The 22,450-nt window shown below is 50.9% G+C and carries 23 protein-coding genes and 1 pseudogene; 12 read left to right on the forward strand and 12 right to left on the reverse strand.

What is annotated here, in order from left to right; all coding sequences use genetic code 11:
- Positions 1-69 precede the first annotated feature (69 nt).
- From nifJ to V1566_RS15410, 3 genes are all read left to right on the forward strand, one after another.
- Complete coding sequence (nifJ, locus tag V1566_RS15400; protein ID WP_395303893.1) at positions 70-3,594, forward strand: pyruvate:ferredoxin (flavodoxin) oxidoreductase; 3,525 nt, start codon at positions 70-72, stop codon at positions 3,592-3,594.
- 389 nt (positions 3,595-3,983) lie between these two features.
- Positions 3,984-5,093, forward strand: a complete 1,110-nt coding sequence (ompC, locus tag V1566_RS15405) for a porin OmpC (protein ID WP_395303894.1) — start codon at positions 3,984-3,986, stop codon at positions 5,091-5,093.
- A 145-nt stretch (positions 5,094-5,238) separates the two neighbouring features.
- Positions 5,239-5,364 (forward strand): hypothetical protein, encoded by a 126-nt coding sequence (locus V1566_RS15410; protein ID WP_395303895.1) that lies wholly within the window; start codon positions 5,239-5,241, stop codon positions 5,362-5,364.
- 281 nt (positions 5,365-5,645) lie between these two features.
- On the opposite strand, the gene V1566_RS15415 is transcribed toward V1566_RS15410, so the two are convergent.
- The 5 genes from V1566_RS15415 to cspF all read right to left on the reverse strand — a co-directional run bounded on the left by V1566_RS15415 (position 5,646) and on the right by cspF (position 8,471).
- Positions 5,646-5,843 (reverse strand): hypothetical protein, encoded by a 198-nt coding sequence (locus V1566_RS15415; RefSeq protein WP_023312007.1) that lies wholly within the window; start codon positions 5,841-5,843, stop codon positions 5,646-5,648.
- Between the two features lie 90 nt (positions 5,844-5,933).
- Positions 5,934-6,965, reverse strand: coding sequence for a methyltransferase (locus V1566_RS15420; protein ID WP_395303896.1), 1,032 nt, complete (start codon positions 6,963-6,965; stop codon positions 5,934-5,936).
- Positions 6,966-7,234: 269 nt separating this feature from the next.
- A complete protein-coding gene (locus V1566_RS15425; RefSeq protein ID WP_395303897.1) occupies positions 7,235-7,684 on the reverse strand; it encodes a hypothetical protein in 450 nt (149 codons plus the stop codon).
- A 100-nt stretch (positions 7,685-7,784) separates the two neighbouring features.
- The gene (locus V1566_RS15430; RefSeq protein ID WP_395305999.1) at positions 7,785-8,132 is read right to left on the reverse strand and encodes a DUF1294 domain-containing protein; all 348 of its coding nucleotides are present in this window, start codon (positions 8,130-8,132) and stop codon (positions 7,785-7,787) included.
- A 126-nt stretch (positions 8,133-8,258) separates the two neighbouring features.
- The gene (cspF, locus tag V1566_RS15435) at positions 8,259-8,471 is read right to left on the reverse strand and encodes a cold shock-like protein CspF (RefSeq protein ID WP_148241793.1); all 213 of its coding nucleotides are present in this window, start codon (positions 8,469-8,471) and stop codon (positions 8,259-8,261) included.
- Positions 8,472-8,738: 267 nt separating this feature from the next.
- Between cspF and V1566_RS15440 the strand changes: the two genes are divergently transcribed.
- Entirely contained in the window at positions 8,739-8,957 is a 219-nt protein-coding gene (locus V1566_RS15440; protein WP_032656808.1) for a cold shock domain-containing protein, read from the forward strand.
- Between the two features lie 187 nt (positions 8,958-9,144).
- On the opposite strand, the gene V1566_RS15445 is transcribed toward V1566_RS15440, so the two are convergent.
- Positions 9,145-9,315: a YnfU family zinc-binding protein gene (locus tag V1566_RS15445; RefSeq protein ID WP_395303898.1), complete on the reverse strand. Its 171-nt coding sequence runs from the start codon at positions 9,313-9,315 to the stop codon at positions 9,145-9,147.
- A gap of 91 nt (positions 9,316-9,406) precedes the next feature.
- Here V1566_RS15445 and V1566_RS15450 point away from each other — a divergent pair, with 91 nt between their 5' ends.
- Both V1566_RS15450 and V1566_RS15455 read left to right on the forward strand, forming a co-directional pair.
- Positions 9,407-9,634, forward strand: a complete 228-nt coding sequence (locus tag V1566_RS15450) for a hypothetical protein (protein WP_196349881.1) — start codon at positions 9,407-9,409, stop codon at positions 9,632-9,634.
- Between the two features lie 229 nt (positions 9,635-9,863).
- Entirely contained in the window at positions 9,864-9,971 is a 108-nt protein-coding gene (locus V1566_RS15455) for a YnaM/YnfT family protein (protein WP_395303899.1), read from the forward strand.
- Positions 9,972-9,987: 16 nt separating this feature from the next.
- On the opposite strand, the gene V1566_RS15460 is transcribed toward V1566_RS15455, so the two are convergent.
- Entirely contained in the window at positions 9,988-10,308 is a 321-nt protein-coding gene (locus V1566_RS15460) for a cupin domain-containing protein (RefSeq protein ID WP_395303900.1), read from the reverse strand.
- Between the two features lie 140 nt (positions 10,309-10,448).
- Here V1566_RS15460 and V1566_RS15465 point away from each other — a divergent pair.
- Both V1566_RS15465 and ttcA read left to right on the forward strand, forming a co-directional pair.
- Positions 10,449-10,517 (forward strand): annotated as a pseudogene (locus V1566_RS15465) (hypothetical protein); the annotation flags it as partial.
- Between the two features lie 34 nt (positions 10,518-10,551).
- Positions 10,552-11,487 (forward strand): tRNA 2-thiocytidine(32) synthetase TtcA, encoded by a 936-nt coding sequence (gene ttcA, locus V1566_RS15470; protein WP_061715008.1) that lies wholly within the window; start codon positions 10,552-10,554, stop codon positions 11,485-11,487.
- Positions 11,488-11,529: 42 nt separating this feature from the next.
- Here ttcA and dbpA read toward each other — a convergent pair whose 3' ends face one another.
- From dbpA to V1566_RS15490, 4 genes are all read right to left on the reverse strand, one after another.
- Positions 11,530-12,903, reverse strand: coding sequence for an ATP-dependent RNA helicase DbpA (dbpA, locus tag V1566_RS15475; protein WP_395303901.1), 1,374 nt, complete (start codon positions 12,901-12,903; stop codon positions 11,530-11,532).
- Between the two features lie 27 nt (positions 12,904-12,930).
- Positions 12,931-13,104, reverse strand: coding sequence for a hypothetical protein (locus V1566_RS15480; RefSeq protein ID WP_316326207.1), 174 nt, complete (start codon positions 13,102-13,104; stop codon positions 12,931-12,933).
- A gap of 282 nt (positions 13,105-13,386) precedes the next feature.
- On the reverse strand, positions 13,387-14,370 hold the full coding sequence (gene zntB, locus V1566_RS15485; protein ID WP_395303902.1) for a zinc transporter ZntB: 984 nt from the start codon (positions 14,368-14,370) through the stop codon (positions 13,387-13,389).
- 145 nt (positions 14,371-14,515) lie between these two features.
- Positions 14,516-15,658, reverse strand: a complete 1,143-nt coding sequence (locus V1566_RS15490; RefSeq protein ID WP_395306000.1) for a methyl-accepting chemotaxis protein — start codon at positions 15,656-15,658, stop codon at positions 14,516-14,518.
- Between the two features lie 456 nt (positions 15,659-16,114).
- Between V1566_RS15490 and V1566_RS15495 the strand changes: the two genes are divergently transcribed.
- The 4 genes from V1566_RS15495 (at position 16,115) to V1566_RS15510 (ending at position 20,565) form a co-directional block, all read left to right on the forward strand.
- Positions 16,115-18,244, forward strand: coding sequence for a putative bifunctional diguanylate cyclase/phosphodiesterase (locus V1566_RS15495; protein ID WP_395303903.1), 2,130 nt, complete (start codon positions 16,115-16,117; stop codon positions 18,242-18,244).
- Positions 18,245-18,336: 92 nt separating this feature from the next.
- Positions 18,337-19,569 carry a diguanylate cyclase domain-containing protein gene (locus tag V1566_RS15500; RefSeq protein WP_395303904.1) on the forward strand — a complete coding sequence of 411 codons (1,233 nt, stop codon included), beginning with the start codon at positions 18,337-18,339 and terminating at the stop codon, positions 19,567-19,569.
- A gap of 74 nt (positions 19,570-19,643) precedes the next feature.
- Positions 19,644-19,784 carry an Ecr family regulatory small membrane protein gene (locus tag V1566_RS15505; RefSeq protein WP_395306001.1) on the forward strand — a complete coding sequence of 47 codons (141 nt, stop codon included), beginning with the start codon at positions 19,644-19,646 and terminating at the stop codon, positions 19,782-19,784.
- Positions 19,785-20,001: 217 nt separating this feature from the next.
- Positions 20,002-20,565: a DJ-1/PfpI family protein gene (locus V1566_RS15510; protein ID WP_395306002.1), complete on the forward strand. Its 564-nt coding sequence runs from the start codon at positions 20,002-20,004 to the stop codon at positions 20,563-20,565.
- 90 nt (positions 20,566-20,655) lie between these two features.
- Here the strand turns inward: V1566_RS15510 and V1566_RS15515 are convergent, their stop codons facing one another.
- Positions 20,656-22,272, reverse strand: a complete 1,617-nt coding sequence (locus tag V1566_RS15515) for an ABC transporter substrate-binding protein (RefSeq protein ID WP_395303905.1) — start codon at positions 22,270-22,272, stop codon at positions 20,656-20,658.
- Positions 22,273-22,450 lie beyond the last annotated feature (178 nt).

The raw sequence follows: 22,450 nt of genomic DNA on the forward strand, positions 1-22,450 counted from the left end.
TGATAATATTCAGGGTTTGTTGCCGTAATACAGACCCCTATTTTTTGCGCAATGTAAGGGTGTTGTCCTATGCAAACTATTGACGGTAATGGTGCAGTTGCCTCAGTCGCGTTTCGCACCAGTGAAGTTATCGCCATCTACCCGATTACGCCAAGTTCTACCATGGCCGAGCAGGCAGATGCATGGGCGGGTAACGGGTTAAAAAACGTCTGGGGCGATGTCCCGAGAGTGGTTGAGATGCAGTCTGAAGCCGGTGCGATTGCCACGGTACACGGTGCGCTTCAGACTGGCGCGCTTTCCACGTCGTTTACCTCTTCTCAGGGATTGTTGCTAATGATCCCAACGCTGTACAAACTTGCCGGTCAGCTGACGCCCTTCGTTCTGCACGTTGCCGCGCGTACCGTTGCCACCCACGCGCTCTCCATCTTTGGCGATCACTCTGACGTGATGGCCGTGCGCCAGACCGGCTGCGCGATGCTATGCGCCAGCAGCGTTCAGGAAGCACAAGACTTTGCCTTAATTTCGCATATCGCCACGCTCAAAAGCCGCGTGCCGTTTATTCACTTCTTTGATGGTTTCCGCACCTCTCACGAAATCAACAAAATCGTCCCGCTGGCTGACGATACTATCCTGAATCTGCTGCCGCAGGCGGAAATCGACGCGCATCGCGCCCGGGCTCTTAATCCTGAACACCCGGTTATTCGCGGGACATCGGCGAACCCGGATACCTATTTCCAGTCCCGCGAGGCCACGAACCCCTGGTACAACGCGGTTTACGACCATGTTGAGCAGGCAATGAATGACTTTGCCGCCACTACCGGTCGGGAGTACAAACCGTTTGAGTACTACGGCCATCCGCAGGCGGAACGGGTGATTGTGCTGATGGGTTCAGCCATTGGGACCTGTGAAGAGGTGGTTGACGAGCTGCTGACGCGCGGCGAAAAAGTTGGCGTGCTTAAAGTGCGTCTCTACCGTCCGTTCTCGGCCAAACATCTGCTTTCGACTCTGCCTGAAAGCACCCGCGCGGTGGCGGTTCTCGATCGAACCAAAGAGCCGGGCGCGCAGGCGGAACCCCTCTATCTGGATGTGATGACAGCCCTGGCAGAAGCCTTTAATCAGGGCGAACGCGAAACGCTGCCGCGCGTAATCGGGGGTCGCTATGGTTTGTCATCCAAGGAGTTTGGGCCGGACTGCGTGCTGGCGGTATTCAACGAGTTAAGCGAAGCGAAACCCAAGCCGCGCTTTACCGTCGGCATTTATGATGATGTGACAAACCTGTCCCTGTCGTTGCCGGAAAATACCCTGCCCTCGACCGCCAAACTTGAGGCGCTGTTCTATGGTCTGGGCAGCGACGGCAGCGTCTCCGCGACCAAAAACAACATCAAAATCATCGGCAACTCAACGCCGTGGTACGCCCAGGGGTACTTCGTTTACGACTCCAAAAAAGCAGGCGGCCTGACCGTTTCCCACCTGCGCGTGAGCGAACAGCCCATCCGCTCCGCGTATCTTATTTCTCAGGCTGATTTTGTTGGCTGTCACCAGCTGCAGTTTATCGATAAATACCAGATGGCTGAGCGCCTGAAACCCGGCGGTATTTTCCTCCTCAATACGCCTTACAGCGCTGACGAAGTCTGGGCGCGCCTGCCGCAGGAAGTTCAGGCGGTGCTGAACCAGAAAAAAGCCCGTTTTTATGTGGTCAACGCTGCAAAAATTGCCCGCGAATGTGGTCTTGCTGCGCGTATTAATACCGTTATGCAAATGGCCTTCTTCCATCTGACCCATATCCTGCCGGGCGACAGCGCGCTGGTAGAACTGCAGGGCGCGATTGCCAAAAGTTACAGCAGCAAGGGCCAGGAGCTGGTTGAGCGAAACTGGCAGGCACTGGCGCTGGCACGCGAATCGCTGTTTGAAGTACCGCTGCAGCCGGTGAATGCCGCAAGTCCGAATCGCCCTCCGGTGGTGTCCGATGCGGCGCCTGATTTCGTTAAGACCGTGACGGCGGCGATGCTGGCCGGCCTGGGCGATGTCCTGCCCGTCTCTGCGCTACCGCCGGATGGCACCTGGCCGATGGGCACCACGCGCTGGGAAAAACGTAACATTGCCGAAGCGATCCCCATCTGGAAAGAAGAGCTGTGTACCCAGTGCAACCACTGCGTGGCGGCCTGCCCGCACTCTGCCATTCGAGCCAAAGTGGTATCACCGGAAGAGATGGAAGCCGCGCCTGCCAGCCTGCATTCGCTGGATGTGAAATCCCGCGACATGCGCGGACAGAAATACGTTCTGCAGGTCGCGCCGGAAGATTGCACCGGCTGTAACCTGTGCGTTGAGGTCTGTCCGGCGAAAGACAGGCAGGATCCGGAGATCAAAGCCATCAATATGATGTCGCGTCTTGAGCACGTTGAAGAGGAGAAGGTCAATTATGACTTCTTCCTGAATCTGCCGGAAATCGACCGCAGCAAACTGGAACGTATTGATATTCGTACGTCACAGCTGATTACGCCGCTGTTTGAGTACTCCGGGGCCTGCTCCGGTTGCGGTGAGACGCCGTATATCAAGCTGCTTACCCAGCTGTACGGTGATCGGATGCTGATTGCCAACGCAACCGGTTGTTCCTCAATTTATGGCGGTAATCTGCCTTCCACTCCCTACACCACCGACGCCAATGGTCGCGGTCCGGCGTGGGCAAACTCGTTATTCGAGGATAACGCCGAATTCGGCCTGGGCTTCCGCCTGACCGTTGACCAACATCGCGCACGCGTGATGCGCCAGCTGGAGCAGTTTGCCGGGCAGATCCCTGCTGAGCTCAATGACGCGCTTCATGCGGACGCAACGCCAGAAGAACGTCGTGAGCAGGTTGCTGAGCTGCGTCGCGCGCTTCAGGGTGTGGCGGGAGCTGAACAACTGCTGACCGACGCTGACGCCCTGGTCGAAAAATCGATCTGGCTGATTGGCGGCGACGGCTGGGCTTACGATATTGGCTTTGGCGGACTGGATCACGTGTTGAGCCTGACCGAAAACGTCAATATCCTGGTTCTGGATACGCAGTGTTATTCCAATACCGGCGGCCAGGCGTCGAAAGCCACACCGTTAGGCGCCGTGACGAAATTCGGTGAACACGGTAAACGCAAGGCGCGCAAAGATCTCGGCGTGAGCATGATGATGTACGGTCACGTCTACGTCGCGCAAATCTCGCTGGGTGCCCAGCTTAACCAGACGGTAAAAGCCATCCAGGAAGCGGAGGCGTATCCAGGCCCGTCTCTGATCATTGCCTACAGCCCTTGCGAAGAGCATGGATACGACCTGGCGCTCAGCCACGACCAGATGCGTCAGCTGACCGCAACCGGCTTCTGGCCGCTGTACCGGTTCGACCCGCGTCGTGCTGACGAGGGTAAATTACCGCTGGCGCTGGATTCACGTCCGCCGTCAGATGCTCTGGCCGAGACGTTAATGCAGGAACAGCGCTTCCGTCGCCTTAACGCGCAGCAGCCGGAAGTGGCCGAACAGCTCTGGAAAGATGCCGCTGCTGACCTGCAAAAACGCTATGACTTCCTGGCGCAAATGGCGGGTAAAGCCGAAAAACCGACCAGCGACTAGTTCCTCTGCCCGGCTTGGCCGGGCATTTTTTTGTCATAAAAAAAGCCCGGCGTATTCACACCGGGCGAATCCAGATAATCAATGAATATCTATTGAGTTTCCTTTATAGCATTCATGTTAATTATGGATGAATCATCTTAAAGGCATATAACGCCAGCAAGACTACCTTAATTAACGCCTGATTAATAATTTCAATTTAATATACTTACTTCTAAATCATTCATCTAATCAATGATCATTTCCGCAGATTTATTCGGTTTAGATTTTACTTAGTTCGTAACAATTATATTTTATTACTCTTACACTGGAGTGATTTAGCATGAGACAACTTTCTCATTCTGAAAGTTCAACAGGTAATTAAATAAAAACAACTGCAAAGGAATATCACAATGCAAAGAAAAGTACTGGCTCTGATGATTCCGGCTCTGTTAATGGCTGGTGCTGCGCATGCGGCAGAAATTTATAATAAAGATGGCAATAAATTAGATCTGTACGGAAAAGTAGATGGTCTGCACTACTTCTCCGACGATAAAGGCGCTGACGGGGATCAAACCTACATGCGTCTGGGTTTCAAAGGCGAAACCCAGATCAACGACATGATGACCGGTTACGCGCAGTGGGAATACAACATTCAGGCCAATAACACCGAAGGGTCTGATAACCAGTCCTGGACGCGTCTTGCTTTCGCCGGTATCAAAGTGGGCGACTATGGCTCCTTCGATTACGGCCGTAACTATGGCGTGCTGTACGACGTGGAAGGCTGGACAGATATGCTGCCTGAGTTCGGTGGCGACTCCTACACCAAAGCAGACAACTTCATGACGGGCCGCGCCAACGGCGTGGCAACCTACCGCAACACCGACTTCTATGGTCTGGTGCAGGGTCTGAACTTTGCGCTGCAGTATCAGGGCAAGAATGAAGATGCCAGCAACAATCAGGAAGGCACCAACAACGGTCGCGACACGCGTCACGAGAATGGTGATGGCTTCGGTATATCTACCACCTATGACTTTGGCATGGGAATTACTGCGGGTGCCGCCTACACCTCTTCTGACCGTACCAATGAGCAGGTGATGAATACCACAGCGGGTGGTGACAAAGCGGATGCATGGACTGCGGGTCTGAAATATGACGCCAATAACATCTACCTGGCGGCAATGTATTCTGAAACCCGCAATATGACCCCGTATGGTGATAATACCGACGCCGTGGCGAACAAAACCCAGAACTTTGAAGTGACCGCGCAGTACCAGTTCGACTTCGGCCTGCGTCCAACCCTTTCCTACCTGCAGTCTAAAGGTAAGGACCTGGGCAACGGTCAGGGCGATCAGGATCTGGTTAAATATGCTGACGTAGGCGCGACCTACTACTTCAATAAAAACATGTCCACCTACGTTGATTACAAAATCAACCTGCTGGATGAAGATGACAGCTTCTACAAAAACAACGGCATTGGCACGGATGATGTCGTCGCGTTAGGTCTGGTTTACCAGTTCTGATTGCCAGAGCCCGCATTATGATGCGGGCTCGTTTTTTTGAAGTCCGTCACAAAAGACAGTTTCAGAAAGGGGTTGGTTGAGGGTAAGTTGAAAGAAAGCTGGTTAAACTCAGGTGATAGCCCTTTCGTCACTAAGGATAACAGCGTTGTTTAGTCGTGTATCCCTTGCCGTACTTACCCTTTTAGCCGTGCTGTGGATGGCGTTAATTTTTGATTTTGGTGATATTGTCGGGCATCTCGGCGCGCTATTAAACCATCTGGATGGCAGTTAACTATGTTCCCTGAAAACAAAAAGCCACCAGCAGTGCCGGTGGCGGATAAACGCAAAGGTCGCGTTATTTTTTCACAGGCTGAGGCTTTTTATCCCCTGACTCAGGGGTCTCGATAGCCAAATACTCCACTTTCCCCATCCGTGGGATGGTTGACACCGTCCATCACCGTTACCTGAGGGAAATCAACCGGAGAAACGCTTTCAAAACATGCGGCGTTCACACCGTATTCATTTGGATTAGAACGCGCAATGGCACTTCGCATTACGTCTTTCAGACATGAGCTATACCCCTTTTCTCACCAATTCTGCTGCTTTCACGAAAACCTCGTCTTCTACACCATCGCCTTTTTGCCTGCCGAGCCTGACCAGCTCATCGACAATACTGTTGCGATGGATCGGTTTCTGCGCTGAAACCAGCCCAATAACGGCGGCCCCAATCGCCAGCCCCACTAATCCGGTTTGTTCATCTTTGTTTTTCATATTCATGCTCCTGGTACAACAAACAAGCGTAGCAGGAATACAGTAAAACGGAATGCCGGACACGTGCTCTGTGAATATCATTTAAACAGTTCAGACAGGTACGACTTCTAAAATCGACAGATACGAACGGGTGTCTATTATTTTGTTCAACTTCAGATTGGTCTGTTCAAACAAGGCCTGATACGCAGACTCTGTCCGTGCCCGTCCGCCATCAAAGCTTGTTAACAGAAGAAGGTCAATTTCAAATCGTCCCTGCTCATTATTTTCTTTTTTAATCAGTGGCTCAAAAATTAATAATCGGGAGGTTTCTTTCATAGCATTTCTGCAGCATTGAAGTATCTGAACGGCCTTCTCATCAGGCCAGTCCATCAAAATATATTTGAGTAGGTAGATGTCCGCTACAGGGCAGGCTTCAAAAAAACTGCCCTCAACGGTTTCCCATCGACGATTATCATTTAACAGGTACAGTCGATTCCGCTCAAGCACGTCTTTTTGATCAAAAAGGATCCCCGTTAGGGTCGGATTTCGACGTAAAACGGCCAACAATAAGTTACCCAGACCACCGGCGATATCGGCAACGACAGCGTTTTGAGAGAACCAATAGCTATCAACAATGACTTCATTCTCTACGGATGACATAGAGGCCATACCGGCATGAAAAATGTTGCTGTCAGCGTCCCTATCGTCATGCTGCCAGTAATCGTAAAAAGGCTTACCAAACAATTCATTAAAAACAGGTTTGCCTTGCAATATCTCATCCATTTTAGCTGCTGGCTGCCAGAATGTTTGGTCTGTCAGCATGAGCACCGCCGCACGCAAAGAAAATTCATGGTCAGAACGCAGGAATTGTGCTGAATGGCTAAGACTGTATTCAGCTTCAGATAATTCGTTGAAAACGCCACGAGAGGACAATAAGCGCATGATTCGATGAAGATAGTCAACGTCGACTTTCAGTTCCTTAGCCAGTTGTTTAACGGATTTTTTTCCTTCAACCAGAAGATCTGCGACGCCTAATACCGCGACCGCCCGAAGTGCAGCCTGCCAGACAAAACCCATGCTTTGCTCTAACAAACACATTCCTTCTTTACGGCTTAGTAAATCCAGACTGTTACGCTGTGACATTTTCTGCTCCTTACCAATAAAGATGTGTTGAACAACTAAAAGGTGTTAGCAAGCGTAAGTCTGATAGAGCGCTTTATCCATAAAGCAATGAAGATTTGACAACGTTTATTTATATTATTTTGTACCATTTAGTATACAGTACATTTAGACATGTAAAAAAACAGGGCCACTTACCCTTAATATTGATTAGTATTGTGTTAAAACTATTATTTTAGAAATGATTGCGTTGCATCCAAAAAAATGCCTGTCGAAACACAGGCATTCCATGTTTAGAATCGCGGCGTCAAACCGTATTTTGGCGTTTTGATGTTTGCAGCCCAAATCTTGATATCGTTTTGCAGAAGAATAGTGAAATCTGATTTCAGATACGTCACCATACCATTGACGCTGTCCGAATCAACCACTGAAAAATGTTCAATTCTGTTCTGTCCTACCTGGACACAATCATACCTGGCGGGCAGCACTTTACCATTCACATTAAGTGACTGGTTGTTCTCACCACAGCGACCTTCAGTAATATATGACACCAACAAATTAGCAGATTTTCTCCCAGGCTGAGAAACACTCACCATAACCGGGAAACCTTCCGAGGTTTGAGTCATATCATAAAGGACGGCATTTTTGATATACCAGGTATTATATTCCCGCTCCTGAAATGCAGACCAGGAAGGTGCAGAAAAGACCACCAGCACTGCCAGCATAATAGATTCTATTTTCATGGGATGTTGTCTTCCGTGTTGTTACACGTATTATTCAGATTGTGCAAAAAACAGCAACCTCTTAAGAATAGTCCTACTACTATTGGCAGTAACGGAGGGATTAATATAAGGGAGAATAAGACGAAAAATGGTAAACCGCCGCCATCATGGCGATACTGACCACAACGCTGATGAAAAAGTAGGTTTTGAAGGGCTGCTTTTGGGTTTTATGGCGAAAGAGTTGTTGCCCCACGATGGCGCCAGTCCAACCTCCGGTCACGCCAAATACCAGCAACGTCGCTTCCGGAACCCGGCGCATCCCCTTCCGCGCCGCCATTTTATCGGCACCATACATGATCATCGTCAGCACATTGATCAGCAGAAACCACACGACCACAGGATTCGACGATAAAAGACTGCCGATCGCAGCGAATATCAGGAGTAAGTAACAAAAGCGATTGAGGGACATAGCACGCGCCACTGGGTTGTTGGTGTTTTTTCGAAGACCCATTATACGCTATCTTAGAAATGTTTCAGAGAGTAAGGCTGATATCTGGATAACCTCATTCCACATCAGTTTCATATAAATCATACTTCAAGAAAGAAATATGTTAGCCGCCATCGGGCCACTAAGCCCATTTATGCGATAAAACTCAACGCGAACGCCTGGTTTTAAGGATTGATTTTCGCTATTATTTAATGCGGAGATATGTAGAACAACATCTTTTCGGCCATCAGAGGGACTGATAAAACCTTTCCCGCTTTTGAAGTCAAAACTTTTGACAATTCCTGTCATTTTACGAGACAAATAATTTCCTTGTAGTAATCGAACGTCAATCATACAGGAAATACTTGTTTTAGCTAACCTTTTTAAACAGCCACCCAGATGGCTAAAATAATATTTGCTTATCAACTCAGTCCGTGCCTTAATGATTTAGTTAGTTCGATGTAATACCGAAGACACTATTTTACCAGACAGCCCTCATAACCAGGCGCTATCACTGATATCCCCTCCTTTTGAGCCCATACGTTTTGCCATTTATTATCACTTAAAAAGTCTTTAAAAGGAGTATTTATGTCTTCAAGAATTCAAGGTCTGGTTAAGTGGTTTAATGAAGATAAAGGCTTTGGCTTTATCTCCCCGCTTGATGGCAGTAAAGATGTTCTTGTTCGTTTCTCTGCCCTGCAGGGAGAAAGCTTTAATACACTATTTGAAGGTCAGAAAGTCGAATTTGCGATTCTAAGCGGCGATAAAGGCCCTGCTGCTGCAAATGTCATTCTTCTGGATAGATAATATTATCAATGGCCCGTGATTACCAATAAGGTTTCCTGTGTAAACGGGCCCTGGATTATATGACTGTTATTCATATCAACAGCCAGCATATTTTCTTAACGAGTGCGCTAACCAATGTGATGAAGTGCAGAACTGGTGCACGAGTAGTCTAAAACTCAAAGCTAACTCATTTGTCCACTACTTTGGTTTAGAATCGTTGAGTAGTTTTAAACAAAGCGTGGCAGTACGGGCAGACAAGTTGAGCGCCCTTTTGCACGCGATTAAAACTATGCTCTGAATCTTTAGAGCAATTTGGGCATGGACATTTGACTAAATGATTTCGACGGGATTGTGTATTTTTACGTCCAGACATAGGCATCTCCTGATTTTACGGACTGCCACAATACACGTTAAAGCTAAAAAATGCTTGCTTTAGTTTTCGAATGTTCCCAAAAAACACAGGGTGGTTTATGAAGAATGTCATCGTTTTTTTCAATGGGAAACCAGGTAAAGTTGTCACGGTACAACAAGGCGTTACGTCTGTAAGGCAGGAGTATCCGGATGGAGAAGAAATATACCTTCAGATTATGTCTGCTGGTTTCCCATCGTTAACCGGAGATCGCAGCTTTGTCTACGTTGCCTCTGATAGAGAACTCACCTCTCAGAAGATACTTGATGCCGCAAAAATCCATTTGTGATCTGCGTCTTCGGCTTTATCTATTGAATTAAAATAATCAAAATGCCTAACTATTAAAGCCTGCTAAATGCAGGCCTTTTTTATAAAGTCTGCAGTTATACTCCACCTCCTTTTTATTTACATAAAACAAACTAAAACCCGACACTTCTTTTCATTGAAATTTTGCTCTTTGCTGGAACTAATGCAAAAGAAATGAGTCAAATGAAGACGCTTACCAGGAAGATTATCTCATGACATCTTATATTATAGTAACCACTGTTGCCGTTATGATGGGGTTGATTACGTTGAGTCTAATTAAAGTTTGGATCAGCACGTCGAACAACCCTGACAATCAGTAACTTCATCGCAAGCCGCTTAACGTGAGGCCACTTCCGTTTCGGGTAAATCAATGATAACCAGGGTGCCAAAACTGCCTGTTTCTACAGTATGGGGAGTGCCAGCTTTGGCTACATACAGCTGCCCAGGCGTTACAGAGATTTTTTTACCTTTCACGCTCAGCTCCAGACGTCCATCAATGACCAGTAACCCCTCGTCATACTCATGAACCTCTTCAATCACTGAGCGTTCATCCATTCGTAAAACTTTGAGATTCGCAGTTCCAATGCGGCCTAATACTAGAGAATGCCAGGTCTCCGGTAATGCAAGTGCTTCGGTTTTGAGGTCATAAAGCGACATAACGTCGTTCCTTTTTATGTTCGTTTAACGCTCTTATGCCATATAAGTTCCCTGCCGTCATATAACAAATATGGAAAACCAGGACGAGTAAGATGCTATAGAGGTTTTGAAATCACAGCGCACCCTGACAGCGTTGCCACGCCAGATATAACCCCGCTGCAAAACGTGCTGGTATTCGCCGCCGGAATCCGTACCATACGCGGCATACAATTTTGCCCCTGCTGGCTCCGAAGGTAGTACTAAATGCAAGAGAATCAAGAAATTAACAAAAAAGAGCAATACAACCTGAACAAACTGCAAAAGCGACTGCGCCGTAACGTCGGCGAAGCCATTGCAGACTTCAACATGATTGAAGAAGGCGATCGCATCATGGTTTGCCTGTCAGGGGGTAAAGACAGCTACACCATGCTGGAGATCCTGCGTAATCTTCAGCAAAGTGCACCGGTGAAATTTTCCCTGGTGGCGGTCAACCTTGACCAGAAACAGCCGGGTTTCCCGGAGCATATTCTGCCGGAATACCTCGAGAAGCTGGGCGTTGAGTACAAAATCGTCGAAGAGAACACCTACGGCATTGTGAAAGAGAAAATCCCGGAAGGGAAAACCACCTGCTCACTCTGCTCTCGCCTGCGCCGCGGCATTCTGTATCGTACCGCGACGGAGCTGGGCGCGACCAAAATTGCGCTGGGCCATCACCGCGACGATATCCTGCAAACCCTGTTTCTCAATATGTTCTACGGTGGCAAGATGAAAGGCATGCCGCCTAAACTGATGAGTGATGACGGCAAACACATTGTGATCCGCCCGCTTGCCTACTGTCGTGAAAAAGACATTGAGCGGTTTTCTCAGGCGAAAGGGTTCCCGATCATTCCATGTAACCTCTGCGGTTCTCAGCCGAACCTGCAGCGTCAGGTGATTGGCGACATGCTGCGCGACTGGGATAAGCGTTATCCGGGTCGTATCGAAACCATGTTCAGTGCGATGCAGAACGTCGTCCCTTCCCATCTCGCTGATGTGGAGTTGTTCGACTTCAAAGGCATAAACCATGACTCAGACGTGGTGAATGGCGGCGATCTGGCGTTTGACCGGGAAGATATTCCCATGCAACCAGCTGGCTGGCAGCCGGAAGAAGATGACAATCAGTTTGAAGAGTTGCGTCTGAACGTACTTGAAGTGAAGTAAGCGATGAGCGTCTCAGAAACATCTTCTGAGACGCTTGATTCTTTATTTCAGCAGGCGTACGCGACAGGTTTTACCCTTAATTTTCCCGTTCTGCAGCTGCTTCCATGCCTTATGGGCTACAGCCTGGCGAACCGCTACGTAGACATGCGCCGGATGGACCGCAATCTTACCGATATCCGCCCCGTCCAGACCCACATCCCCGGTCAGCGCGCCTAATACGTCCCCTGGACGCATCTTGGCTTTTTTACCGCCATCAATACACAGCGTTGCCATTTCGGCTTCCAGCGGCACCAGGCTGACGCCAGCAGGGGCATTCATCCAGTTCAGCTTAATCTGCAGCATCTCAGACAGAATATTAGCGCGCTGCGCCTCTTCCGGTGCGCAGAGGCTGATCGCCAGACCGCTATTTCCTGCACGTGCGGTACGGCCAATACGGTGCACGTGGACTTCAGGATCCCACGCCAGCTCAAAGTTCACCACCAGCTCAAGGGATTTAATGTCCAGACCGCGCGCAGCGACGTCGGTTGCGACAAGAACGCGGGCGCTGCCGTTAGCGAAGCGGACCAGCGTCTGATCGCGATCGCGCTGCTCCAGATCGCCATGCAGCGACAATGCGCTCTGGCCGGCGGCATTCAGGGCATCACAGACCGACTGACAGTCTTTTTTGGTATTACAGAACACCACGCAGGACGCAGGCTGATGCTGGCTCAGCAATTTCTGCAGGAGCGAAATTTTCCCCTGCTGCGAGGTTTCAAAGAACTGCTGCTCGATAGCGGGCAGCGCATCTACGCTGTCGATTTCAATTGTGAGCGGATTTTTCTGCACGCGCCCGCTGATGGCGGCGATGGCCTCCGGCCAGGTCGCGGAGAACAGCAGCGTCTGACGATCGGCCGGGGCGAAACGGATCACCTCGTCAATCGCATCGCTGAAGCCCATATCCAGCATCCTGTCTGCCTCATCCATCACCAGCGTTTGTAACGCATCCAGCGAGACGGTGCCTTTTTGCAGATGATCCAGCAGGCGGCCAGGCGTGGCGACAATAATGTGCGGCGCATGCTGAAGTGAATCACGCTGTGCGCCGAACGGCTGTCCGCCACAGAGGGTTAAAATCTTGGTGTTGGGCAGGAAACGCGCCAGGCGACGCAGTTCGCCCGCAACCTGGTCTGCCAGTTCGCGGGTCGGGCACAGCACCAGAGACTGGGTCTGAAAAAGCGCCGCATCGATGTGCTGCAACAGGCCAAGGCCAAATGCCGCCGTTTTCCCGCTGCCCGTTTTCGCCTGCACGCGCACGTCACGGCCCTCGAGGATTGCGGGCAACGCGGCCGCCTGAACAGGCGTCATCGTGAGGTATCCCAACTCGTTGAGGTTATCGAGTTGGGCTGCGGGCAGAACATTCAGGGTAGAAAAAGCGGTCACAATAATCTCTCGTGGTCATCTTTGCGGTCAGATGGCGCGTATCCTCGCAGATCTCGCGGTTCGATGCGACAATTTAATCGGTTCTTCATCTGGCGGCGGGTCGGGCATTGGCTGCGGGCGCGGGATGGGATCGGGCATTGGCACCGGATCGCTGGGGATAGGATCGGATTGACGCGATTGTTGCAGTAGCAGAGCGTTCAGGATGCTCATCATTCCCTCCAGAATTTGCTGTCGTCCCTTTTAGGGTAGACGCTGAGAATCAGGAGGCAAAAAAAAGCCGACTATGAAGTCGGCGTCGTACGAATCAATTGTGCTATGCAGTAATTCAAAAAAGGAAGTAAGACAATATGGAGCGCAACGCCCATCGCTTGACGTTGCATTCACCTGCGGGAGTAATATTGCACCTTACGGGGTAGATGTTTATTGACTTCGCTCAATTAAAAGAGCGTTTTGAACCCGGTAAAAGCTGAAAAAAGCGTAAATTTACAGCCATTTACTACGATGCAACCACCATGCAACACCACCAATCAAAACAACTAACATGACGCAAAACGCGGTAAAGCCGTAGCGATAAGCGCCACCCGGAATTCCCCCCAGGTTCACGCCAAACAGCCCGGTAAGAAACGTGCTGGGTAGAAAGACCATCGCCATCAGGGACATCGTATAGGTTCTCCTCGAAAGCGACTCCTGCATCACCTGCGCGATCTCGTCCGCCATCACCGCCGTTCTGGCAATACAGGAATCAATCTCGTCCAGCCCGCGGCCCAGCCTGTCGGCAATATCCTGCATTCTGCGTCGCTGATCGTCATTCATCCAGGTGAGCCTTTCGCTGGCAAGACGTGCGTAAACGTCGCGCTGTGGCGTCATATAGCGGCGCATCACAATCAACTGCTTACGCAACAGGGCCAGAAAACCGCGTGGCGGGATCTGCTGATCGAGCAGGTTATCTTCCAGGTCGATGATTTTGTCGTGAAGCTCTTCAATAAACTCGCTCGCATGATCGGTAAGCGCGTCACACACGTCCACCAGCCAGCTGCCGCAGTCGACTGGTCCGGTGCCCTCTTTCAGATCGTTGACGATGTCATCCAGCGCGAGGACTTTACGCTGCCGGGTGGAGACAATCAGCCCATCGTCCATATAAACACGCATCGCAACCAGCTGGTCCGGACGTTCATCGGTGCTGCCGTTAATGCAGCGCAGGGTGATCAGCGTACCGTCACCCATTCGGCTCACGCGGGGCCGCAGGCTTTCGCCCGCCAGCGCATCGCGCACGTTGTTAGGCAGGAGCGGGGTCGAGGCCAGCCAGTCAGCGCTGTCCGTATGGGTGTAGTTCAGATGTAGCCAGCAGGGATGCGCACTGTCGATCACATCATTATCTTCCAGCGGTCGCGCACCGCCGCGACCATCCAGCACCCACGCAAAAACTGCGTCTGGAACGTTAAGTTCAGATCCTTTAATGCTTTCCACAGCGCCTCCACCTTTTTAGCTCTTTCGGTGTCAGTCTAGCTTCCATCAGGGCTTAAGCAACAACTATGTTTCCCATCGCGCTGAAATCGCTCAGGAATTGGCCAGAGGCGTAAAAGGGCCTGACATACCAGGCTTTGAGATTATGTCACATTGAGTGCTCTGGCCGCTGAAGGAAGGATGGCGAGCCGGTAGATGATAAGGAAGAGGAACCCGGGTCGAGTCTGAAATTACGCGTTCGGGCCTGCAGCTCAATCACCTGATTGCGCAGTACATCAGAGGAACCGTTGAGTTCTTCTGCCATTGCCACGTTACTTTGCGTGACCCGCTCCAGCTCCGATAGCGCCAGCGTAATCTGAGAGATTCCTTTCTCCTGCTCTGACGTCGATGCGGAAATGTCGTCCATCAACCGGCTGACATTCCCAGCGCCGGTGACAATTTCATGCATATTTTTCTCTGCCTGTGACACAACGCTGGCCCCCTGGGTGACGTTATTGCTGGTGACGTCAATCAGCGTTTTGATATTCTTTGCGGCCTCTGCGCTGCGGTGCGCCAGGTGTCTTACCTCTTCCGCAACCACAGAAAACCCTTTTCCATGATCGCCCGCCCTTGCCGCCTCAACGGCCGCGTTAAGCGCCAGAATATTCGTCTGGAATGCAATGCCATCGATCAGCGTAATAATCTCCGTCATCTGTTGTGCGCATTCGGTAATGGACTGCATATTGCTGGCGACCTGCCCCATGAGCTCGCCGCCCTTGCGCGCCTGTAACGTCGCCACAGTGGCCTGCTCGCTCGCCAGGCGGGTGTTATCGGCATTGTTCCTGGTGCTCGCGGCCATTTGCTCCATGCTGGCTGCGGTTTGCACTAAAGACGCAGACTGCTGCTCAGTTTTAACCGAAAGCTGAGCGCTACGTGCCGAGAGTTGATCCGATAAGGTCATGGCGGTTTGCGATGACGCCCTGATCTCGCGCACCAGCGTCGCAATGTTGCCGGAAAGACTGTTTATCCCCGGGATGAGTCGGCCCGCACAGTTATTGCCAAACTCAGGGATAGAGACGCCAAGGTTACCTGCTGTCACCTCTTCAATACTTTTCTTCACCGTATTGATCGGCTTCACAAGGAACTTCGTCATATAGACCCAGAGCAAAAATAGCGCAACGAAGTTGGTGACATTAAGCGAAATAAAGAGAGAAGGATTGCTGGAAAATAGAACAACGACACCTGCATTCACCAAAAAAAGAGATAAAAGGAACCCCATAACAAAGGTCCTGACACTAATATTTTTTAGCATGATAATATCCACGTTTTATATTTTTGTCGGCATTAAGACTTATAGCATTGGCTCAGAATTTTTTCATCGCAAACGACACTTGTTTTTGGTTTCGCCGTTAGCATCCTGTGATTTGTCTTAAGTCAGATAAAAAGAGCGTATTAGTGAAAATGTTCTGCGCAGGATGCTGTGATACTGGTCTCCCGCCATCTTAAGCGATAGTATCGCCCGCGGTGAGACGATACGATCGCCCTCATATTTAAGGAGCTTTGCTACAGTTATTCGTTTTTGTTTAGCAATGCTTAATACATTAACAAAAGAATATATTTTATATTCTTAATAAGTTTTAGAGTATTAATATGACTGGTCATTGTTCACGATAAATAACTAATATGGTTTGAATGCGCATGTTCGTTGCCCGATAAAGATGTACCCGGCAGGCGAAATCGGTAACCCTCTCAGGCGTGGGATTGCATAATGCTCAATATATCGTGGGACCCTGTGTTAATCGCTATCTCTTATCTGGTGGCGTTTATCGCCTCCTTTGTGGCGCTGGACAGCGCCGGAAAGATCCCCCTTTCCAGCCGCAAGGCTGCCCTGTTCTGGCGCATTGCCGGTGGGGTTACGCTGGGTATTGGCATTTGGTCGATGCACTTTATCGGCATGCTGTCGATGCAAATGCCCATGATGATGAGCTACGACCTCTGGTTAACCCTTGCGTCACTGGGCGTCGCAGTAGGTGCTTCGGCCACGGCCCTTAATATTGCCGTCACGGGCAAAAAACGTTCTCCCTTTCGACTGATCCTCGCCACGGCAATCCTGAGCGCTGGCGTGGTGTCTATGCACTACATCGGTATGGCGGCCCTGATGCTGGATGGCAGCATCATCTGGGATCGCCGCATTGTGGCAGTATCCGTGGTTATTGCCGTTGTTGCCTCCGGCACGGCGCTGTGGCTGGCTTTCCGTCTGCGGGATAAACACAAAGGCGTCTTTATCGATCGCATTCTCGCGGCCTTCATTATGGGCGCCGCGATTTGTGCGATGCACTATACCGGCATGAGTGCCGCGCAGTTTCAGGAAATGGCGCATACCCTACCCGGTGGGATTGGCGAGCTGGGGTTATCCATCTGGGTTTCAGTCACCACGCTCTGCCTGCTCGGGTTGATGTTAATCATTTCACTTATCGATTCTCACCGGCGCACCAGCCGGCTAACGGATAATCTGCAGCAGCTCAACCGCCAGCTTGAGCTGCAGGCGCGTTTTGACGCGCTCACCGGGCTCGCAAACCGCCACCAGATGGATCTCCGCATGCAGGATTGTCTGCGCAGCGCGCTGCTGAGCAAGAAACCATTTGCCGTTATTTTCCTGAATGTCGATCACTTCAAACGCGTTAACGACACCTGGGGTCACAGCGTCGGTGATGAGCTATTGATCACCGTCGCGCAGCGCATCACGGCCCGGCTCACACGTGAGATGACCCTGGCAAGGCTGGGAGGAGACGCCTTTATCCTGCTGGTGCCTGAATGTGATGACGACAAGCTCAATGCCCTGCTCACCGCGTTGCTGGGGGATGTACGACGCCCTCTGTCTATCTGCGGACATACAATGAGCACGACGATTAGCGCGGGCGTCAGCCTCTATCCTCAGGATGGCGAAACGCTGCACGAGCTGAAGCTCAAGGCGGATGCAGCCTTACATCATGTTAAAGAAGATGGCCGCAATGGCTGGGCGATTTACCGGGCCGAGATGTCAACAGCGATCCCGGCGAAACCTGGTTTCCTGCAGGAGCTTTCTCAGGCGCTTGAACGCGATCAGTTTGAACTGTGGTACCAGCCAACCTGGCATGCGGAAGAGAAAACCATTCACGGTTTTGAAGCCCTTCTGCGCTGGCGACATCCTGAGCAAGGGGTTGTGTTACCTAATCTGTTTATCCCCTCGCTGGAGCAAACGGGCTTAATTATTCCGGTAGGTAACTGGGCCATTGAAGCGGCATGCCGACAGCTTCATTTCTGGACTGAACAAGGGTTCAGCCAGTGGACGTTGTCGCTTAACCTATCCCCCGTCCAGTTCGAACAGCCGGACATTTTCCTTGTCATTTCGTCGATGCTGGAAAAATATAACTTGTCTCCGTCCCGGCTGATCCTTGAGGTAACCGAGAGCACCGCGCTTAAAAATCTCGACCGCAGCATTGAGTTGCTCAATGCGTTTAATCACGCGGGGATCACCGTCTCGATTGATGATTTTGGTACGGGCTATTCCAACCTGCTGATGCTGAGCGTGCTTCCGGCTAAAGAACTCAAGATCGACAAAAGCTTTGTAACCTCGATGCTGGAAAATGAAAAAAGCTACAAGCTGGTTGAAACCATCATCAGTATCGCCAGGACCATGGAGATGAATGTGGTGGCAGAAGGGATCGAAACGGAAGAACAGCAGGCGGTCCTCACCCGTCTCGGCTGCGATTATCTGCAGGGCTACCTTTTTTCCCGCCCCTTACCTGCCGAACAGGTGCCGTGGCTGCTTCTGCAAATAAACTCCGATAAGCAAATTATACCCATTAATAAAATTCAAACGGACTCCACATTTATTTCACAAAAAAATCATGCCTGACGGGGTTAAGTGGAGTATGTTTCAAAGGAGTACACGCGAGTCAATTCTGTCATGACTGTCGGCCACACTGTGCCGATGAACAGGAAATGCCTATGTCACAACCTTGTTTTGATGCGTTGAATGTAATTAAAACACCCGTGTGGCTCATTTCACCCGTGTCGGAACAAATCATTTTTGCGAATGTAGCCGCAACGCAGGTTATGGGGGATAAAACGCTCGATGACCTGCGCAAAGGGATCTACTCTGCCAGTGCGCAAACCCTCCTGTCGATGTATGTACCTGAGCTGAAAACAGAGCAGGAGATCGTCGAAATCTGGACGCTAAGCCGGGATGGACAGGATACCTCGTTAAGCTGTCGGCTCTCACTTGCCCACTACGCTCCCTGGGGAGATGTGATTGTTTTCGAGGGAATCTCCCCACAAATACTCTCAGGATTGAAGGCCAGCCGTTCCGCCACCTACCGGCGGAAAAAACAGGGTTTTTACGCGCGCTTTTTTCTGACCAACAGCGCCCCGATGCTGCTAATCGATCCCGCCCGCGATGGCCAAATCGTCGATGCGAATCTGGCCGCGCTCAATTTTTATGGTTATTCGCATGATGATATGTGCAGTAAACATACCTGGGAAATCAATACCCTGGGCCGGGATGTAATGCCCATTATGACTGCGATTGCCGCGCTGCCCGGCGGACATAAGCCGCTTAATTTTGTTCACCGCCTTGCCGATGGCTCCACCCGCCACGTTCAGACGTATGCCGGGCCCATTGAGATCTACGGTGACAAGCTGATGCTGTGCATCATCCACGACATCACCGAGCAAAAAAGGCTGGAGCAGGAGCTGGAACATGCGGCGTTACGTGACTCCATGACCGGGCTACTCAACCGGCGGCAGTTCTACACAATTACCGATCAAAGCAACCTGAATAAACTTCCTGCGCAGCAGCAATTTAGCCTGCTGCTGGTGGATACCGACCATTTCAAAAACATTAACGATCTGTTCGGTCATCTGAAAGGGGATGAGGTGCTTATCGCCCTCGCGCGAACGCTGGAAGCCTGTAGCCGGGAGAACGACATGGTGTTCCGCTGGGGGGGTGAAGAGTTCGTCATCCTGCTGCCGCATACCTCTCTTGATACCGCGTTGCAGATTGCCGAGTCGATCCGTGCGGCCGTTGCCCGCATTACGATCCCCGGCTTGCCTCGCTTTACCGTCAGCATTGGCGTGGCGCGGCACAATCAGGGGGAGAGTATTGACGAGCTGTTTAAGCGTGTGGACGATGCGCTGTATCGCGCAAAAAATGACGGACGCAATAAAGTCCTTGCTGCATGAAACTGGAGTATCCAGGAAAGCCCCGCTACAATGCCCACCTCGAATCAATTAGCTTCAGGTGGGTTAAAGCTGCAATGGGAAAAACCGAAATAATACTCACCTTAATTATTTTACTCCTTATTATATTTGGCTTCTGGTTTATTTTTAGCGGTGAGATCTGGTATCTCGTCGAATTTCTTGAAAATAGCCTTTACCCGACTTTCGAAGCACCGTAACGCACGTTTAATCGCTTGTTTCACCTACCGAATATGTCAGGTATCTGCTTCTCTTACAGCCGCGTAAAATACGCGGCGTTATCCTCCAAAAATGTTGATAACGAATCACTTATACATTTGCTTATGTTGCCCGTGCTCTGACGGGCTTTTTTATTTCCGGCAATTCAGCCATGCCAGGCTATATCTTAATCATCTTTATTGAAAAAGGTGAGGAATGATGAGCAAGAAGATCCTGATGCTAGTTGGCGATTACGCCGAAGATTACGAAACCATGGTGCCTTTTCAGGCTTTGCAGATGATTGGCCATCAGGTGGATGCGGTCTGCCCCGATAAACTGAAGGGCGACTACATCATGACGGCAATCCATGACTTTGACGGCGCCCAGACCTATAGCGAAAAACCCGGTCACCGTTTTGTCCTCAACGCCGACTTCTCCGCTGTAAAAGAGCAGGACTACGACGCGCTGCTCATCCCTGGCGGGAGAGCGCCCGAGTATCTGCGGCTAAATGAGGATGTGTTAAAGCTGGTGCAGGCATTTGACGCCGCGCGTAAGCCGATTGCTGCAGTGTGCCACGGCCCGCAGCTGCTCGCTGCCGCAGGCATCCTGAAAGGGCGAACCTGTAGCGCCTATCCGGCTTGTGCGCCTGAGGTACGCCTCGCGGGTGGACACTATGCCGCTATCGGCATCGATCAGGCCCATGTAGACGGCAACCTGGTGACGGCTCCCGCCTGGCCCGCGCATCCGCAGTGGCTGGCGAAGTTTAGTGCATTATTAGAATAATAGAGACCCGGCATCGGGCCATGCAGAACGGATGAAGCGATACCGCGTACTGCAGAACTGGCGCGCGAATGCGCCAGTTCTCGTTAACCGTCAGTGCTTCTCAATATACATTGTCCGGCTATACGCCACGTCTTCCGGGTTATTGATAGGATAACCTTTCACCCAGGGCTTAATCAGACGACCATTGGTGTACTGATAAATTGGCGCGATGGGCGCTTTCTCCATGAGGATTTTCTCCGCCATGTTGTAGTCCGTATTACGCGCTTTCGCCGTGGTTTCCAGCGTTGCCTGGTGGATAATTTTATCGTAGGCCGGTTCATTGAAACGCGAGATATTGCCGCTGTGGGTTGAGGTCAGCAGGGACAGGAAGGTCGACGGCTCGTTGTAATCGCCTACCCATGACGCGCGGATCACATCAAAATTGCCGGTATTACGGCTGTCGATATAAGTTTTCCACTCCTGGTTTTGCAGTTTGACATCCACACCGAGATTTTTCTTCCACATGGACGCCACCGCAATGGCGATTTTCTGATGGTTTTCCGAGGTATTGTACAGCAGGGTCAACTTCAGCGGACGCTGAGGACCGTAACCTGCAGCCTGTAGCAAGGTTTTCGCCTGGGCATTCAGCTCCTGCTGGGACATCTGCTCGAACGGTGAAGGCTCAGGGGTAAAACCCGCCGTCACGTCAGGCGTGAAATGCCAGGCCGGCTTCTCACCGGTACCTAATACCTTTTCAGCCATAATGCGACGATCGATGGTCATGCTCAGGGCAAGACGAACCCGGGCATCGGCCGTCGGGCCCTTTTGCGTGTTAAACGCATAGTAATAGGTCCCGAGCTGAGGCGGCGTATAAACCTGCCCCGGAATGTCCTTCAGGAGCTTCTGATACAGGTTTTTCGGGAACGATTCGGTGATATCAATATCCCCCGCCAGATAGCGTTTGGTGGCGGACGATTCCTGATTAATCGGAATGAAAGTCACTTTTTTCAGGACAGTTTTCGCATTGTCCCAGTAGTGAGTATTCGGAACGACAACCAGTTTTTCATTCACCACGCGGTCGTTCAGGACGTATGCGCCATTGCCCACCAGGGCGCCCGGACGCGTCCACTCTTTGCCGCTTTCAATGTTCGCTTTTTGCACCGGATAGAAGGCAAAGTTTGCCGTCAGGTTGCTAAACCACGGTAGCGGTTTGTCCAGCTGGACGCGTAAGGTTCTGGCATCCACCGCCGTCACGCCCAGGGTGTCAGGCGCCGCTTTGCCATCGATAATGGCCTGGGCGTTGTTGATGCCCGCCAGCGCCGCAAACCAGGCAAACGGAGACGTGGTTTTCGGGTCAACCAGACGCTGCCAGCTGTAGACAAAATCCTGCGCGGTGACGGGCGTACCGTCAGACCATTTTGCGTTATCGCGCAGGGTGAACGTCCAGATACGGTTATCGTTGCTCTGCCAGCGCGTCGCCACGCCCGGGGTCAGTTCCCCTTTCTCGTTCTGATTTACCAGCCCTTCGAAAAGATCGCGAATCACCTGAATCTCGGGTAATCCCACCGCTTTTGCCGGATCGAGCGAAGCCGGTTCGTCTTTAATATGCCTGACCAGCTCCTGTTTTTGCGCCAGTACCGTGCCCTGTGGCACATCAGCAGCGTACGAGAGTGTAGAGAGTCCGCACAGGTACAGTGCAGCACAGAGACGCGAAACAGGATGCTTCATAAGATCCCCTTTAATGAATTCAGGTAACAAGCAGATGCGTAATTATTTGTTTCGAAAAAGAGAAATGCAAATACCTTCGTCCGGAATAGTGATTTGAGGCAATTCTCAGCCTTCACGGAAACTATTTGATTAACAGCGAGTTTTGCACAACACTGCCAGTAGAGACTTCTTTATCAGG

This window comes from Enterobacter sp. ECC-019 (genome assembly GCF_043974075.1).
Lineage (GTDB): Bacteria > Pseudomonadota > Gammaproteobacteria > Enterobacterales > Enterobacteriaceae > Enterobacter > Enterobacter asburiae_D.